General features: G+C 74.1%; 14 protein-coding genes. 8 read left to right on the plus strand and 6 right to left on the minus strand.

The annotated features are described in order from the left end of the window. Position 1: 1 nt before the first annotated feature. A complete protein-coding gene (locus OG553_RS33260) occupies positions 2-571 on the minus strand; it encodes a DinB family protein (RefSeq protein WP_405982555.1) in 570 nt (189 codons plus the stop codon). A 111-nt stretch (positions 572-682) separates the two neighbouring features. Between OG553_RS33260 and OG553_RS33265 the strand changes: the two genes are divergently transcribed. Both OG553_RS33265 and OG553_RS33270 read left to right on the plus strand, forming a co-directional pair. Next, complete coding sequence (locus OG553_RS33265; protein WP_405982556.1) at positions 683-1,306, plus strand: PadR family transcriptional regulator; 624 nt, start codon at positions 683-685, stop codon at positions 1,304-1,306. Positions 1,307-1,341: 35 nt separating this feature from the next. After that, positions 1,342-3,060: an acyl-CoA dehydrogenase family protein gene (locus OG553_RS33270; RefSeq protein ID WP_405982557.1), complete on the plus strand. Its 1,719-nt coding sequence runs from the start codon at positions 1,342-1,344 to the stop codon at positions 3,058-3,060. Between the two features lie 121 nt (positions 3,061-3,181). On the opposite strand, the gene OG553_RS33275 is transcribed toward OG553_RS33270, so the two are convergent. The 3 genes from OG553_RS33275 to OG553_RS33285 all read right to left on the minus strand — a co-directional run bounded on the left by OG553_RS33275 (position 3,182) and on the right by OG553_RS33285 (position 7,332). Beyond that, a complete protein-coding gene (locus OG553_RS33275; RefSeq protein ID WP_405982558.1) occupies positions 3,182-4,327 on the minus strand; it encodes a hypothetical protein in 1,146 nt (381 codons plus the stop codon). 142 nt (positions 4,328-4,469) lie between these two features. Beyond that, on the minus strand, positions 4,470-6,659 hold the full coding sequence (gene katG, locus OG553_RS33280; protein ID WP_405982559.1) for a catalase/peroxidase HPI: 2,190 nt from the start codon (positions 6,657-6,659) through the stop codon (positions 4,470-4,472). Between the two features lie 469 nt (positions 6,660-7,128). Further along, positions 7,129-7,332: a CsbD family protein gene (locus tag OG553_RS33285; protein WP_405982560.1), complete on the minus strand. Its 204-nt coding sequence runs from the start codon at positions 7,330-7,332 to the stop codon at positions 7,129-7,131. A 175-nt stretch (positions 7,333-7,507) separates the two neighbouring features. Between OG553_RS33285 and OG553_RS33290 the strand changes: the two genes are divergently transcribed. From OG553_RS33290 to OG553_RS33305, 4 genes are all read left to right on the plus strand, one after another. After that, positions 7,508-7,999, plus strand: a complete 492-nt coding sequence (locus tag OG553_RS33290) for a (2Fe-2S)-binding protein (RefSeq protein WP_405982561.1) — start codon at positions 7,508-7,510, stop codon at positions 7,997-7,999. Next, a complete protein-coding gene (locus tag OG553_RS33295; protein ID WP_405982562.1) occupies positions 7,996-8,997 on the plus strand; it encodes an FAD binding domain-containing protein in 1,002 nt (333 codons plus the stop codon). The genes OG553_RS33290 and OG553_RS33295 overlap by 4 nt, the downstream gene beginning before the upstream one ends. A 45-nt stretch (positions 8,998-9,042) precedes the next feature. Next, positions 9,043-11,163, plus strand: coding sequence for a xanthine dehydrogenase family protein molybdopterin-binding subunit (locus OG553_RS33300; protein WP_405982563.1), 2,121 nt, complete (start codon positions 9,043-9,045; stop codon positions 11,161-11,163). 70 nt (positions 11,164-11,233) lie between these two features. After that, positions 11,234-11,458 (plus strand): DUF6213 family protein, encoded by a 225-nt coding sequence (locus OG553_RS33305; RefSeq protein ID WP_007262097.1) that lies wholly within the window; start codon positions 11,234-11,236, stop codon positions 11,456-11,458. A 72-nt stretch (positions 11,459-11,530) separates the two neighbouring features. On the opposite strand, the gene OG553_RS33310 is transcribed toward OG553_RS33305, so the two are convergent. Further along, complete coding sequence (locus OG553_RS33310) at positions 11,531-12,016, minus strand: hypothetical protein (protein WP_405982564.1); 486 nt, start codon at positions 12,014-12,016, stop codon at positions 11,531-11,533. 1 nt (position 12,017) lies between these two features. Then, a complete protein-coding gene (locus OG553_RS33315) occupies positions 12,018-12,560 on the minus strand; it encodes a hypothetical protein (protein ID WP_405982565.1) in 543 nt (180 codons plus the stop codon). Positions 12,561-12,692: 132 nt separating this feature from the next. On the opposite strand from OG553_RS33315, the gene OG553_RS33320 reads away from it, so the two are divergent. Both OG553_RS33320 and OG553_RS33325 read left to right on the plus strand, forming a co-directional pair. Beyond that, positions 12,693-15,125 (plus strand): SpoIIE family protein phosphatase, encoded by a 2,433-nt coding sequence (locus tag OG553_RS33320; RefSeq protein WP_405982566.1) that lies wholly within the window; start codon positions 12,693-12,695, stop codon positions 15,123-15,125. Between the two features lie 71 nt (positions 15,126-15,196). After that, complete coding sequence (locus tag OG553_RS33325; RefSeq protein WP_405982567.1) at positions 15,197-15,778, plus strand: nucleotidyltransferase domain-containing protein; 582 nt, start codon at positions 15,197-15,199, stop codon at positions 15,776-15,778. The last annotated feature ends 24 nt before the right edge of the window (positions 15,779-15,802 follow it).

Raw genomic sequence — 15,802 nt, forward strand, 5'->3', positions numbered from 1 at the left:
CTCACTGCCCCACCCGCCCGTCCACGCACTCGCGCAGCAGGTCGGCGTGCCCGCAGTGGCGCGCGTACTCCTCGATGCGGTGCACCATCAGCTCCCGGACCGAGATGCCGTCCTTCCCCACGCGCAGCCCCAGGTCCGGGAACGCGGCCAGCGCGGCGTCCATCGCCGTCTGCTCCCGCTCCAGATCGGCGTACGAGGCGTCCACGACGGCCTGATCGGCGACGGCCCCGTGGAAGTCCGCGTCCCGCACGCCGTACAGCTTCGGCAGCGGTTCGCCCTCGACGATCCAGTTCCGCCAGTCCCGCTCCACCTCGGCGAGGTGCCGCACCAGGCCGAGCAGCGACATCGTCGACGGCGGCACCGACCGCCGGGCCAGCTGCCCGGGGTCCAGGCCCTCGCACTTCATCCGCAGGGTCAGGCGGTAGTCCGCCAGGAAGGCCAGCAGCGTGGCGAGTTCCCCGTCCGGGCCGCCCCCTTCCTTGTTCCGGGGGTCGTCGGCCGGGTCCGCCCACATGTCGGGGTAGACGCTCGCCTGGGTCCATCGCGCGGGTCGATCACTCATGTGACCCATGATCACGAACTCCGCCCACCGCCCGCCACCGGGTTACCGGGGCGGGTGAGCCGCGTCTCACCGGAGGGCCCGCACTTGTCTATGCAACGAGTTGCATAAGAGGATCGGGGCATGGCGCTCGACCACGCGATCCTCGTCTCACTCCTGGAGATGCCCGGTTCCGGATACGAACTCGCCCGGCGGTTCGACCGGTCCATCGGGTACTTCTGGACCGCCACCCACCAGCAGATCTACCGCGTACTGGGCCGCATGGAGCGCGACGGGCTGCTCACCGTGCGGGCGGTGGCGCAGCAGGGGCGGCCGGACAAGAAGGAGTACTCCGTCGCCGGTCCCGGCCGGGCGGCGCTCTCGCGGTGGCTGCACGAGCCGATCGAACCCGAGAGCATGCGCCACGACCTCGCCGTCAAGATCCGCGGCGCCGCCTTCGACGACCCGGCCGCGCTGATCCGCGAGGTCGAACGGCACCACCGGGTCCACGGCGAACGCCTCGCGCACTACCTCGCCGGCGAAGCCCGCGACTTCACCGGCCCCGACGCCCCCGCACCGCTCGACGCCGGACAGGAGCTCCAGCACGCCGTGCTGCGCGGCGGCATCGCGTACGAGCGGATGACGATCGCCTGGCTGGACGACGTCCTCGCCACCCTCCACCGCATCGGTGCGACACCGCCACCGACACCGCCACGGGCACAGGCACAGATGCCGGCATCGGAATCGATACCGACCCCGTCCGCGTGAAACACCCACCATCCACTCCCGGAAGGCGACCCCTCATGGCCGACTCCCTGCTCTTCAACCCGCGCACCTACGACCCCGCGCACTTCGACCCCGAGACCCGCCGCCTGCTGCGCGCCACCGTCGACTGGTTCGAGGAGCGCGGCAAGCGCAAGCTGATCGAGGACTACCGCTCCCGCGCCTGGCTCGGGGAGTTCCTCGCCTTCGCCGCCAAGGAGGGCCTGTTCGCCACCTTCCTGACCCCGGCCTCCGCCGCCGGACGGGAGGACCAGCGCTGGGACACCGCCCGGATCGCCGCCCTCAACGAGATCCTCGGCTTCTACGGCCTCGACTACTGGTACGCCTGGCAGGTCACCATCCTCGGCCTCGGCCCCGTCTGGCAGAGCGGGAACGCCGACGCCCGCGCCCGCGCCGCCGAACTCCTCACCCAGGGCGAGGTCTTCGCGTTCGGCCTGTCCGAGCGGACCCACGGCGCCGACATCTACTCCACGGACATGCTGCTGGAGCCCGACGGCGACGGCGGCTTCCGCGCGAGCGGCTCCAAGTACTACATCGGCAACGGCAACGCGGCAGGCCTCGTCTCCGTCTTCGGCCGCCGCACCGACGTCGAGGGCCCCGACGGCTACGTCTTCTTCGCTGCCGACAGCCGGCACCCGGCCTACCACCTGGTGCAGAACGTCGTCGACTCCTCCAAGTACGTCAGCGAGTTCCGCCTGGAGGACTACCCGGTCGCCTCCGAGGACGTCCTGCACACCGGCCGCGCCGCCTTCGACGCCGCCCTCAACACCGTCAACGTCGGCAAGTTCAACCTCTGCACCGCCTCCATCGGCATCTGCGAGCACGCGATGTACGAGGCCGTCACCCACGCGCAGAACCGCATCCTCTACGGCCGCCCCGTCACCGCCTTCCCGCACGTCCGCCGCGAACTGGCCGACGCCTACGTCCGCCTCGTCGGCATGAAGCTCTTCAGCGACCGAGCCGTCGACTACTTCCGCTCCGCCGGCCCCGACGACCGCCGCTACCTCCTCTTCAACCCGATGACGAAGATGAAGGTGACCACCGAGGGCGAGAAGGTCATCGACCTCATGTGGGACGTCATCGCCGCCAAGGGCTTCGAGAAGGACACCTACTTCGCCGAGGCGGCCGTCGAGATCCGCAGCCTGCCCAAGCTGGAGGGCACCGTCCACGTCAACCTCGCGCTGATCCTCAAGTTCATGCGCAACCACCTGCTGGAGCCGGTGGACTACCCGGCCGTGCCCACCCGCCTCGACGCGGCCGACGACGACTTCCTCTTCCGGCAGGGCCCGGCCCGGGGCCTGGGCTCCGTACGCTTCCACGACTGGCGGCCCGCGTTCGACGCGTACGCCGAGGTCGCGAACGTGGCCCGGTTCCGCGAGCAGGCCGACGCCCTGTGCGAGTTCGTCGCCACCATCGCCCCCGACGAGGCGCAGAGCCGCGACCTCGACTTCCTCCTCTCCGTCGGCCAGCTCTTCGCCCTGGTCGTGCACGCCCAGCTGATCCTGGAGCAGGCCCGCCTGACGGACCTGGACCCGGACGTCATCGACGAGCTGTTCTCCGTCCTCGTCCGCGACTTCTCCGGCCACGCCGTCGAACTGCACGGCAAGGACTCCGCCACCGCGGCGCAGCAGGCCTGGGCCCTGGGCGCCGTCCGCCGTCCGGTCGTCGACGAGGACCGCGCGGCCCGGATCTGGCAGCGCGTCGAGGCGCTGTCCGGCGCGTACGAGATGGCGCCGTAGCAGCCGCGCCCCGTACGGGGCCGACCCGCGGCCGGCCGTGCCGGCCGCGGGTCCGGCAGTGGGGAGGCCTGGGGCGGTGGCGGGCCGGGGCGGCGGCCGCGCCCGCCGCCCGCGCGGCCGGTCACACCGTCCAGCGCAGCACCGCCCCCAGCCCGCCCGCCGGACCCGGCATGCCCGCCGGTACGACGAGCACCTCGCAGCCGGCGGCGGCCGCGGAGCGCAGCAGCGCGTCGTCCGCGCGGGCCCTTACGGGCTTCCCGACGCCCATCGCCTGCGCCTGGCCGCGCTGCACCGCGACCTCGTCCACACCGGGACCGATCCACACGTCGCGCCCCGCGTCCGAGCCCTCCGCCCCGAGCAGCAGCGTCGCCACCTGGTGGCTGCGCACGGCGTCCAGCACCGCCGGCATGCCCTCGGCGGCCTGGCCCGGGCCGGTGTCCACGGTGGACTCCCGGTGCTCGCCGGGGCGGCCCCGGCCGGTGCGGAACCGTTCCAGCACGGCTTCCAGCCGCTCCCGGGCGAAGGCCTCGCGCATCCGCGCGACCTCCCGGTCGAGTCCGTCTCCGGAGGCCCCCGGGGAGTGGCCGCCGCCGGCCTCGACGGCGGCCGCCCGGATCCGCTCGGGCAGCCGGCCGAGGACGGCCCGGCGCTCCCGGGCGTCCCCGGCCAGCACCAGCAGGCCGGCGCCGCTGCCGGGCCACTGCCGGGACAGCTCGGCGGCGACGGCATCGGCGACCCCGTTCCAGGCGTTCTCGGTGCGGTTCCGGTAGTGCCACTCCTGCCGGTCGGCCGGTACGCCCCGGTGCCCGTGCTCCGGCTCCCGGCCGCCCCGCACCCGGCCCAGGGACTGGCGGCGGGTGCCGTCGCGCAGCTCCAGATCGGCGCCGCCCCGGTCCACGTACGCCACCAGGCAGGCAGGCTCCTCGCCGCGCAGCCCGGCCAGCGGGGCGATGTGCGGCAGCACCGACCAGGTCGCCTCGGTGGCCGCAGGGGCCTTCGCGAGCGGGACGTCCAGCAGGACCTCGGCGCCCGAGGCGAACAGCGCCCGGCCCGGCGGCGCCCCGCTGACCGGCTCCCCGAGGAGCCGGTTCACCACGGCGCGCACGGTGTAGGCGTCGGCGCCCGCGTCTATCAGCTGTGCGGCGACGGCCCGCTCGCGCAGCGCCCGGATCCGCTGCGCGTCCTCGGTCGCGCGGGTGCCCTCGACGTACACCGAGGCCCAGGGGCCGGGGCGGGAGAAGAGCGGCTTGAGGAAACCCAGTTCCATGACGTCCCCCAAGGGGTTCAGGAAAGCGCGAGGGGTCCTCTTCCAGGATGCGCCGCCCGCCCCTCCCGCGCCCACCGGCCGGCCGGCGGGGTCACGGGAGGGGCGGCCCGGCGTACGGCCCGGCACACGGCCGGGCCGCCGGTCACGCGAGGTCGAACCGGTCGAGGGTCATCACCTTGTCCCACGCCGCCACGAAGTCGCGTACGAACTTCTCGCCCGCGTCCTGCGAGGCGTACACCTCGCACAGGGCCCGCAGCTGGGAGTGCGAGCCGAAGACGAGGTCGACCGCGGTCGCGGTCCACCGGACCTTTCCCGTGGCGCGGTCCCGGCCCTCGAACACGTTCTCGTCCGTGGCCGAAGCCGTCCACTCCGTCCCCATGTCCAGCAGGTTCACGAAGAAGTCGGTGGTCAGCGTCTGCGGCCGGCCGGTGAGGACCCCGTGCGGGGAGCCCTGGAAACCGGCGTCCAGCGCCCGCATGCCGCCCGCCAGCACCGTCATCTCCGGCGCGGTCAGGTTCAGCATGTAGGCCCGGTCCAGCAGGAGGGTCTCCGGCGAGAGCTTCTCGCCCGCCCGGAGGTAGTTGCGGAACCCGTCCGCCCTGGGTTCGAGCACGGAGAACGACTCCACGTCGGTCTGCTCCTGCGAGGCGTCCGTGCGCCCCGGCGCGAACGGGACCGCGACCGGGTGCCCGGCGTCCTTGGCCGCCTTCTCGACGGCCGCGCAGCCGCCCAGGACGATCAGGTCGGCGAGGGACACCTTCTTCCCGCCGGTCTGCGCGGCGTTGAAGTCCTGCCGGATCCGGTCCAGGGCCGCCACCGTCCCCGCCACCTCGGCCCCGGCGTTGACCTCCCAGTCCTTCTGCGGCGCCAGCCGGATCCGGCCGCCGTTGGCACCGCCCCGCATGTCCGTGCCGCGGAAGGACGCGGCCGCGGACCAGGCGGTCGCGGCCAGCTGGGAGACGGACAGCCCCGAGCCGAGGACCCTGGCCTTGAGGTCGGCGATCTCCGCGTCCCCGACCGGCTCGTGACCGGCGGCGGGGACCGGGTCCTGCCACAGCTGCGGCTCGGGGATCCACGGGCCGAGGTAGCGCGAGACCGGCCCCATGTCACGGTGCAGCAGCTTGTACCAGGCGCGGGCGAAGGCGTCCGCGAGCTTGGCCGGGTCCTCGTGGAAGCTCCTCGCGATCGGCCCGTAGACCGGGTCCACCTTCAGCGAGAGGTCCGTCGTCAGCATCATCGGCGCGTGCCGCTTCGACGGGTCGTGGGCGTCGGGCACCGTGCCCTGGGCCGAGGCGTCCGTCGGCGTCCACTGCTGCGCGCCGGCCGGGCTGCGGGTCAGCTCCCAGTCGTACCGGAACAGGTTGTCCAGGTAGCCGTTGTCCCACTTGGTCGGCTCGGTCGTCCAGGCGCCCTCCAGCCCGCTGGTGATCGTGTCGACGCCCACGCCGGTGCCGGACGAGTTCGTCCAGCCGAGGCCCTGCTGCTCGATCGGTCCGGCCTCGGGCTCCGGCCCGACGTACTCGGGGTCGACCGCCCCGTGGCACTTGCCGAAGGTGTGCCCGCCCACGATCAGGGCGACCGTCTCCTCGTCGTTCATCGCCATCCGCCCGAAGGTCTCGCGGATGTCCCTGGCGGCGGCCACGGGGTCCGGGTTCCCGTTCGGCCCCTCCGGATTGACGTAGATGAGCCCCATCTGCACGGCGCCGAACGGGCCGGTCAGCTCCCGGTCGCCGCTGTAGCGCTCGTCCCCGAGCCAGGTGTCCTCGGGACCCCAGAAGATCTCCTCGGGCTCCCAGATGTCCTCCCGGCCGAACCCGAACCCGAACGTCTTGAAGCCCATGGACTCCATCGCGCAGTTCCCGGCGAAGACGAGCAGGTCGGCCCAGGAGACCTTCCGCCCGTACTTCTGCTTGACCGGCCACAGCAGGCGGCGCGCCTTGTCGAGGCTCGCGTTGTCCGGCCAGCTGTTGAGGGGGGCGAAGCGCTGCGCGCCGGAACCGCCGCCGCCGCGGCCGTCGGCGATCCGGTACGTCCCCGCCGCGTGCCAGCTCATCCGGATGAAGAGCGGCCCGTAGTGGCCGTAGTCGGCCGGCCACCAGTCCTGCGAGGCCGTCATGACCTCGAAGACGTCCCGCTTCAGGGCCTCGACGTCCAGGCCCGCGAACTCCTTCGCGTAGTCGAAGTCCTCGCCCATCGGGCTGGACCCGGGCGAGTGCTGGTGGAGAACCTGGAGGTCCAGCTGGTTCGGCCACCAGTCCCGGTTCGTCATCGGGCGGGTCGGCGTGGCGGCCGGGGAGGGGATTGCGGGGTTCTCGCTTTCGCTGCCGGACACGTCCGTCCTTCTTCCTGTCTCGGTGTCTCCACCATGCGGGTGCTTGCTCTCGGCGTCCGTATGGTCGCGCACTGTGACCCGTGTGGCCGACAGAACACGCAGGGCACCTCCCGGAGCCAGGAATACGGGAATCCGGACCCGGACCCGCCAGGGCCGAACGGGTGAGGCCCCGGCCGGGCCGGGCCCGCCCGCCGGTTTGCGGCCGGCCCCACCGGGCAGAAGCTGACCGCCGCCCCGAGGTCTCGAACCCGGGGCGGACCAGCGCCCCGGCCCCGGGCGGAACGGAACCACCGGCGGGGTGCCGGCAGGGCCGCACCTCGTGCATCGGCTCCAGCCACAGCCAGTCGGCGCGCCGGGCCCCTCGGATCCGTGTCCGTGACGGCCATGTCCGCCACCTCCCGGCGGCCTGACGGCGTGCGTGCCCCCCGGCCGGAACCGGCCGGGGGGCACGCCGTAGGGGCGGGGCGGGTCAGGTGCCGTGGCGGCGGCCGCGCAGCGAGTCGCCGACGCCGCGCAGGGTCTGGTCGGCCTTGCCCGCGGCTTCCTCGGCCTTGCCCTTGACCTGGTCCATCTTGCCCTCGGCCTTCATCCGGTCGCTGCCGGACACCTTGCCGATGGCTTCCTTCGCCTTGCCCTTGGCCTGGTCCATCTTGCCCTTGGCCTTCTCAGCCATGGCGCACTCCTTTCGAGAGCCTCGCCCGGCGCCTGCCCAGGTTCCGCCGTCCGAATCCGTCCGGATCCGATCGGGTGGAACCGGGCGGCGACGGGTTGGGAGAAGCCTCCGGCCGGTTAGACGGGAAAGGGGGCGGGTGCGGGGGAGAACCGCGAGGAGAGGCAGGCGCTTCGTCATGGACGGCCAGGAGGCCACGCACTCGCAGGTCACGCTCCACGTCAACGGCGTACGGCACGCACTCGACCTGGACCACCGCACGACCCTGCTCGACGCACTGCGCGAGCGGCTGGACCTCACCGGCGCGAAGAAGGGCTGCGACCACGGCCAGTGCGGGGCCTGCACGGTCCTCGTCGACGGCCGGCGCCTCAACAGCTGCCTGCTGCTCGCCGTCGCCCAGGACGGGACGCGGATCACCACCGTCGAGGGCCTCGCCGGGGAGGACGGGAGCCCGCACCCGCTCCAGGAGGCCTTCGTCGCCCGGGACGCCCTCCAGTGCGGCTTCTGCACGCCCGGCCAGCTCTGCTCCGCCGTCGGGATGCTCGCCGAGCTCGCCGCCGAGGGCGCCGAACCCACCCGGGAGACCGTCGCCGAGCGCCTCAGCGGCAACCTGTGCCGCTGCGGCGCCTACCCGCGGATCGTCGACGCCGTACGGGACGTGATCACGTGAAGCCCTTCCGCTACCTCCGCCCCGCGAGCCTCGCCGAGGCGGCCGAGGCCCACGGCGGCCGGCCAGGCTCCGCCTACCTGGCCGGGGGCACCAACCTCGTCGACCTGATGAAGCTCGGCGTCGAACGGCCCGACACCCTCGTGGACGTCGCCCGCCTGCTCCCCGCCGGCGTCGAGGCCACCGCCGGGGGCGGCGTGCGCGTCGGCGCCGGGGTCCGCGGCACCGACCTCGCCGCCCACCCCCTCGCCGGGGCCCGCTGCCCGGCCCTCGCCCAGGCCCTGCTGTCCGGCGCCTCGGGACAGCTGCGCAACGCCGCGACGACCGGGGGCAACCTGCTCCAGCGCACCCGCTGCGGCTACTTCCAGGACCTGTCCAAGCCCTGCAACAAGCGCGACCCCGGCAGCGGCTGCGCGGCCCTCGAAGGCGCCAACCGCGAACACGCCGTGCTCGGGCACTCCCCGCTCTGCGTGGCCACCCACCCCTCCGACCTCGCGGTGGCGCTGAGCGCGCTGGACGCCGAGGTGGAGATCACCGGCGCCGACGGCGCACGCACCGAGCCCCTCGACGGATTCCTGCGACTGCCCGGGGACCGGCCCGAACGGGACACGACGCTGCGGCACGGCGACCTCGTCACCGCGGTCCTGCTGCCGCCCGGGGCCTTCGCCGCGCCCTCCGCGTACCGCAAGGCCCGCGACCGGGCCTCGTACGCCTTCGCGCTCGCCTCCGTGGCGGCCCTCCTGGAGACCCGCGACGGCCTGGTGTCCCGGATCGCCCTCGCCTTCGGCGGACTGGCGCACCGGCCGTGGCGCGCCCGGACCGCCGAGGAACGCCTGCTGGGCGAGCGCCCCACCCCCGAAGCCGTCCGCGCCGCCGTCGACGCCGAACTCGAAGCGGCCCGCCCGCTGCGCGACAACGCCTTCAAGGTGCTCCTCGCCGGCAACCTGGCCCGCGACGTCCTGGCCGGCCTCGCCCGGCCTGCCGGCCCCGCGCGGGACTGAGCCCCGCCCCCCGGGGCGGGGGAGAAGAGAAAGAGGGAACGCACCATGGAAGGCACCCCCGCGCTCGGCTCGCCCGCCACCCGGAGGGAAGGCCCGCAGAAGGTCACCGGCACCGCCCGCTACGCCGCGGACCACACGCCGCCCGGCTGCCTCTACGCCTGGCCGGTACCCGCCACCGTGGCCGTCGGCCGGGTGGCCGGCGTGGACACCGCCGGGGCCGCGGCGCTGCCCGGCGTCACGGCCGTCATCACCGCCGCCGACGCGCCCCGTCTGGGGCCCACCGAGGACGCCGAGCTGCGGCTGCTCCAGGACGACCTGGTGCCCCACCACGGCTGGTACGTGGCCCTCGCCGTCGCCGACTCCCCCGAGCGCGCCCGCGAGGCCGCCGACGCCGTGTCCGTCACGTACGACACCGGGGGCGCGGCCCCCGACGTCCGGCTGCACGAAGAGCACCCCGGCGGCTACGAGCCCGAGCAGGTCAACGGCGGCTACCCGGCGCGCCGCGAGCGCGGCGACGCCCTCGCCGCGTACGCCGCGGCGCCGGTCCGCCTCGACTGCCGGTACGCGGTGCCCCCGCTGCACAACCACCCCATGGAGCCGCACGCCGCCACCGCCGACTGGGACGCCGCCGCGCAACGGCTGACGGTGTACGACTCCAGTCAGGGCTCCGGGTACGTGCGCACCGTGCTGGCCACCCTGTTCGGGCTGGACGAGGAACGGATCACCGTGCACTCGGAGCACGTGGGCGGCGGCTTCGGCTGCAAGGGCACGCCCCGCCCGCACGTGGTGCTCGCCGTGATGGCGGCCCTGCACACCGGCCGGCCCGTCAAACTCGCCCTGCCCCGCGCCCACCTGCCCGCAGTGGTGGGCCACCGCGCCCCCACCCTGCACCGGGTGCGCCTCGGGGCGCGGCCCGACGGCACCCTCACGGCCCTCGCCCACGAGATCACCACCCACACCTCGCGCATCCGCGAGTTCGTCGAACAGGCGGCCGTCCCCGCGCGGGTCATGTACGCGGCCCCCGGCCTGCTCACCGCACACCGGGTCGTCCCGCTCGACGTCCCCACCCCCTCGTGGATGCGGGCCCCGGGCGAGACACCGGGCATGTACGCGCTGGAGTCCGCGATGGACGAGCTGGCCGACGCCGTGCGCGTGGACCCCGTGGAGCTGCGCGTGCGCAACGAGCCCGCCGCCGAACCGGACAGCGGGCGCCCGTACAGCAGCCGCAACCTGGTCGCCTGCCTGCGCGAGGGCGCGCGGCGCTTCGGCTGGCCGGGAGCCCGCGGACCCCGGATCCGGGACGGCCTGCTGACCGGCGCCGGCGTGGCCGCGTCCACGTACCCGGTGTACCTGGCCCCCTGCCAGGCGCTTGCGCACGCCCTGCCGGACGGCACCTACCGGGTGGAGGTGGCCGCCACCGACATCGGGACCGGGGCGCGGACCGTCCTGGCCCAGGTGGCGGCCGACGCGCTGGGCGTGCCCGCGGACCGGGTGACGACCGTGGTCGGACACTCCGGCCTGCCCCCGGCATCGGTGGCGGGCGGCTCCTCCGGCACCGGCTCCTGGGGCTGGGCGGTGCACGAGGCCTGCCGCGCGCTCGCGCTGAAACTCGCGCGGCGCGACGGACAGGTGCCCGAGGGCGGCCTGTGCGCCTCCGCCGACACCACGGCAGCCGCCAAACAGCGCTCGCCGTACGCCCGGCACGCCTTCGGCGCCCAGTTCGCCGAGGTGTCGGTCGACCCGGTGTCCGGCGAGGTGCGGGTGCTGCGCATGCTGGGCGTCTTCGCGGCCGGCCGGATCCTCAACCCGCTGACGGCCCGCTCCCAGTTCGTCGGCGGCATGGTGATGGGCCTGGGCATGGCGCTCACCGAGCACTCCCCGCTGGACCCGGCGTACGGCGACTTCACCGCCCGGGACCTGGCCTCCTACCACGTGCCGGTGCACGCCGACGTGCCCGACATCGAGGCCCACTGGGTCGAGGAGCACGACAAGCACCTCTCCCCGATCGGCAGCAAGGGGATCGGCGAGATCGGCACGGTGGGCGCGGCCGCCGCCATCGGCAACGCCTTCGCCCGCGCGACCGGCCGCCGGATCCGCGAACTCCCCCTCACCCCCGACCGGGTCCTCACCGCCCTGGCGGCCGCCGGCGGCCCCGGCGGCACCTGACCGGCCGGCGACGGTTGTCCCCGCCCAGCGGGGGTAGCCGCCGGTAAGGAGTCGTCCGGGAGGAAGTCCCATGATCCAGGTTTCGATACCGCTGTTTCCCGCGGACGACGGCGGTCTGCTGATCCCGGCGGACCACGTCACCGCGCTGCTGCGGCAGCTGGCCGAGGACTGGCTGCACGCCACGGAGACGGGCGAGATGCCGGCCGACGAGGAGACGGTGTCCGAACTGGCCGACGTACTGACCGAGCTCGCCGATCAGATCGACGTCGAGTGCATCGGCTGCGCCTCGGAGTAGCCCGTACCCGTACGCACTGGTGCGGGGCGGAGAGGACCAAGGCCTCTCCGCCCCGCACCAGCGCGTACGGGCTCAGGTCTTCAGCAGCCGGTTGAAGAACGACCGGTAGTGCTGGAGCGCCATCCGCAGCTCCTCCGTGGGCACCCGGTCCCCGCGCCGCCACTGGCCCTCCAGGTCCTGCTTGTGCTCGGCGAACGTCCCGGCGAGGTCCTGCATGACCTCGGCCACCAGGCCGTCCGCCGAGGTGACCGCGTCCTTGGGGTCGTCGACGAAGCGGCCCTGGATCTCGGCCCATTGGGTCCGGTACCGCTCGGCGTCCCCGGCGGCGAGCAGCGGCTGTCCGTCGCCGGTGTCCGGCTCCGCGGGCACGGCGGACCCGTCCGGGCCCTCCGCGAGGGCACCGTCCTCCGCACCGACGGGGGTGGTCCCCGCGGCGTCGCCGGACGCCTCGCCCGGGTAGACCGGCGGGCCGAGCCCGCCCGCCCCGCCCGGACGTGCCAGGTCCTCCGTGGTCAGCGGGGTGCGTTCGCCCGCCGTGTTCTCGTCGTGGGTCTCCATGTCACCGGCTCCTCTGGTCCGTGAGCAGTTCGTCGAACAGGGCGCGGTAGTGGACCATCGCGCCGCGCAGTTCCTCCGTCGTCGCCCGGCCGCTCACGCTGCGCGCCTTGACGTCGTGCGCCGCCCGGTAGTGGTCGAGCGTGCGGCCGTGTTCGACCGACAGGTCGCGCACCGCTCCCCGGTACCCCTCGGTGGGGTACCCACGCTCTCGCATCAGCCGCGACACGAGGTCGTCGGCCTCGTCGACGGCGCCCGCGGGGCGGTCGACGAAGTGCTCCTGGACGCCGGTCCACTGCTCCGAGTACTGGCGCCGCCGGTCGGCGGGCAGTTCCTTGATGTCGAGCTTGTCGTGGCGCGCCTCGCGGGCGCGCAGCTCGCGCTCGGCGGCCAGTGCGCCGCCCTTCTCCTCCACGGTGCGTTCGTACTCCGGGCCGAACCGGTCGCGCAGGTGGCGCCGCCGCGCCAGCAGCCACATGATGGCTGCGAGGGCGAGCACGACGACCACGCCTACGGCGATGACGGCGATGAGTGTGCTTGTGGACATCCTGGGCCTCCGTCCTGGGGCCTTTCGCCTGTATGGGCGCGGCTGCCCACCCTCGTGCCCGACAAACCCGGCACGTCATGACACGTGCCGTGGCGAACGGCCGCCGTCGCCCCCGCGTGCGATGCTCGACGTATGGAGGGCGAGTCCGTGCTACCCGGTGCCGGTGACGCCGCGGCCCCCGAGGTGCTGGCTCTGGCCAAGGTCGTGGCCAGACTGCGTGCCGAGGTCGTGGACCTCGAGGGCGTCGCCTCGGTGACGGCCGTCCTCGAACGTGCCAAGGGCATGGTGATGGCCCGGGCCGGAGTCTCGGCGGACGCGGCCTACCAGCTGTTGGTCGACCGCGCCGCAGAGCACCGGCGCAGTGTCCTGGAGGAGTGCTGGATCACCCTGGGCCGCACGGGCCGCAGCCCCGCCCCGGCGCCGTCGGCGCGGCCGGACGGGGCGGGGCCGTCCCCGGTGGCGCCGGGGCATGACGTCGCGGCCTTCCGTACGGGCCGCTTCGTCATCGACGCGGGACGTCCTGCCGGCAACCGGCAGCTCCTCGCCCACCTGGCACGGGAGCTGGCCGGTGTCCGGACCCCGGACGAGATCGCGGAACTGCTCCGCGCGGAGCTCGGCGAGCCGGAGGAGGTGGACGCGGTGATGATCTACACCGTGGCCTCCGCGGGCAGCCTGGAGCTGGTGGGCCACGCGGGTGCCGGAGAGGCGACGGCCGAGCAGTGGAGCCACATCCCGCCGCTCAGCGGGGTCGCCGCGCTGGAGGCCATCGCGGCCGGGGAGGCCGTGTGGCTGGAGGACCCGGAACGGGACGCCCGGCAGTACCTGCTGATCGGGGATCCGCCCGGGCGGTGGCCCTCGCGCGCCTGGCTCCCGGTGCCCTGCACCGGACCTGTGACGACGGTCGTCGGGTTCTTCCGCACCCGGCCGGGCCCCTTCGACGCCCGTACCCGGACCCTGCTGCGGAGGGCCGTCCGGCTCTGTGGGGTGCCCCTGCGCGAGGGCCTGGGTCCGCACGGGCTCGACCCGGCGCCGCACGAGGACGTGGCCTCCGTCCAGGCGGTACTGGACGCCGTCTCCGGACCGGCGGTCCTGCTGACACCGCTGCGGTCCCCGTCGGGGGAGGTCGATGACTACCGGATCGATGCGGCCGCCCCCGGGTCGCTGGACGTGGCGGGACGGCGCGGCAAGGAGTTGGTCGGGCGGCGGATCCTGGAGACCTACCCGACCGTCGCGGCCGGCGCCCTCTGGGAGGGGTACCTGGAAACGCTGGCCACGGGGGCGGTGTACGAGGGCGAGCCCTTCGTCTACGAGGAGGTCACCGCCGGTGTGCCGCAGCAGTCGGTGTACTCCGTCCGGGCGGCCCGCCTGGGGGAGCGGCTGGTGGTGTCGTGGATCCGGCACGACACGAGCGAGCGGGAGACCCGCCGGCTGGCCGACATGCAGCGACTGGGGAACCTGGGCTGGGCGAGCTGGAACCTGGTGACGGACAGCGTCACGTGGTCCGACCAGGTCTACGCGATCTTCGACCGGGATCCGCTGCTGGGCCCGTTGCGGCTGGAGGAGCTTCCCGCGCACCTCCTGGCGGAGGACCTGCCCCGGCTGGCCGCGGCGGTGCGGCGGCTGCTGGGCGACGGCCGGGCGATCGACCAGCCCTTCCGGATCAGCACCGGCCACGGCGTACGGCACCTGCGGATCGTCGCGGAGGGCCAGACGGACGCGGACGGCAACCCGATCGAGGTGCACGGCTTCTTCCAGGACCTGACGGAGCAGCGGGCCACGGAGCAGGCGCTGCTGGACAGCGAACGCGCCAACCTCGTCCAGCGCGGCATGCTGACGGCCGAACGGGCCCTCGCCGCCCGCCTCCAGGACACCCTCCTGCCGATCGCCCAGCAGTCGTTGGAGCTGGCCGGCCTGTGCGTGGACATCGCCTACGTTCCCGCCGACAGCGGGATCAACGTCGGGGGCGACTGGTACTCGGCTATCGAACTCCCCGACAGGAGTGCCCTGTTCGTCGTCGGTGACGTCGCAGGACACGGCCTGGGCGCCGTCGGCACCATGGCCCAGCTGCGGTTCACCACCAAGGGCATGGTGATCACCGGCTCACCCCTCCCGGACGTCCTGCGCCTGCTGAACACCCTTCTGCTGCACACGGCGACGGAGCAGTACGGGCCGACGGCCACGATGGTGATGGGCCGGTACCAGCCCTGGGACCACCGGCTGACCTGGGTGCGCGCCGGCCACCTGCCACCCCTGCTGATCCGGGGCGGCGAGGCCGGCTTCCTGCCACAGCCCGAGGGCAGCCTGCTGGGGGCCGGCTTCGACGCCGCGTACGGTCAGGACACGGTCGACCTGCTGCCGGGGGACCACCTCCTGTTCTACACGGACGGTCTGGTCGAGGACCCCGGCGAGGACATCGAAGAGGGCCTCGGCCGGCTGGCGGAGACGGCACTGCGGCTGCTGAGGGAGGGCCGCGGCGAGACCCTCGCCCGCTCCCTGGCCGAGCTGAGGCCGGGGAACCGCGACGACATCTGCGTCCTCGACATCGGCGTCCCCGACCCGCTCTGACCCGCGCCGCGCGGCCCCGCCGTCGATACCGGGGTGCGGGGCGGCCGAGCGTCCCTCTAGCCTGCACGTCCATGGACACGGAACGCACCGGCCGCCAGCTCCGGCTGATCGCCGAGACGACCGGGATCGCCGCCGCCCTCGGGGTGGAGGTCCGGCTCCGCGGCGGCTGGGCGATGGACTTCCACCTCGGCGGGCCCACGAGGGACCACGAGGACGTCGACTGGTTCGCCTGGAGCGAGGACGCCCCCGCCCTCACCCGTGCGCTGCTCGACTCCGGGTACGAGCCGCTGCCCGGGCCGCCCGCCGGACAGCAGCTCGACTTCGTGAAGGACGGCGAGGAGAGCAGCTTCGCGCTGCTGGCCCGCGGCCCCGGGGGCCGTCCCGTGGTCGCGGGCGGTCCATGGGCCGGGGAACCGTGGCCGCCGGGCATGCTGGACTGCCCGGCGGGCCGCATCGGGGACCTGGTGTGCCCGATCGTCAGCCCCTCGGCCCAGATCGAGATCAAGCGGATGATGCCCGTCTGGGTCCCGGGACGGCCGCGCCGGGAGAAGGACGCGCGGGACATCGCCCGCCTGGAGGAGGCCCTGCGGAGCGGGGGCCCCGGTGATCATGAAATCCGGGTGATGGGGGAGAATTCCGTCCACCGGACATGACCACCGAAGTAGGACAGGAGCACG

This window comes from Streptomyces sp. NBC_00158 (genome assembly GCF_045160885.1).
Lineage (GTDB): Bacteria > Actinomycetota > Actinomycetes > Streptomycetales > Streptomycetaceae > Streptomyces.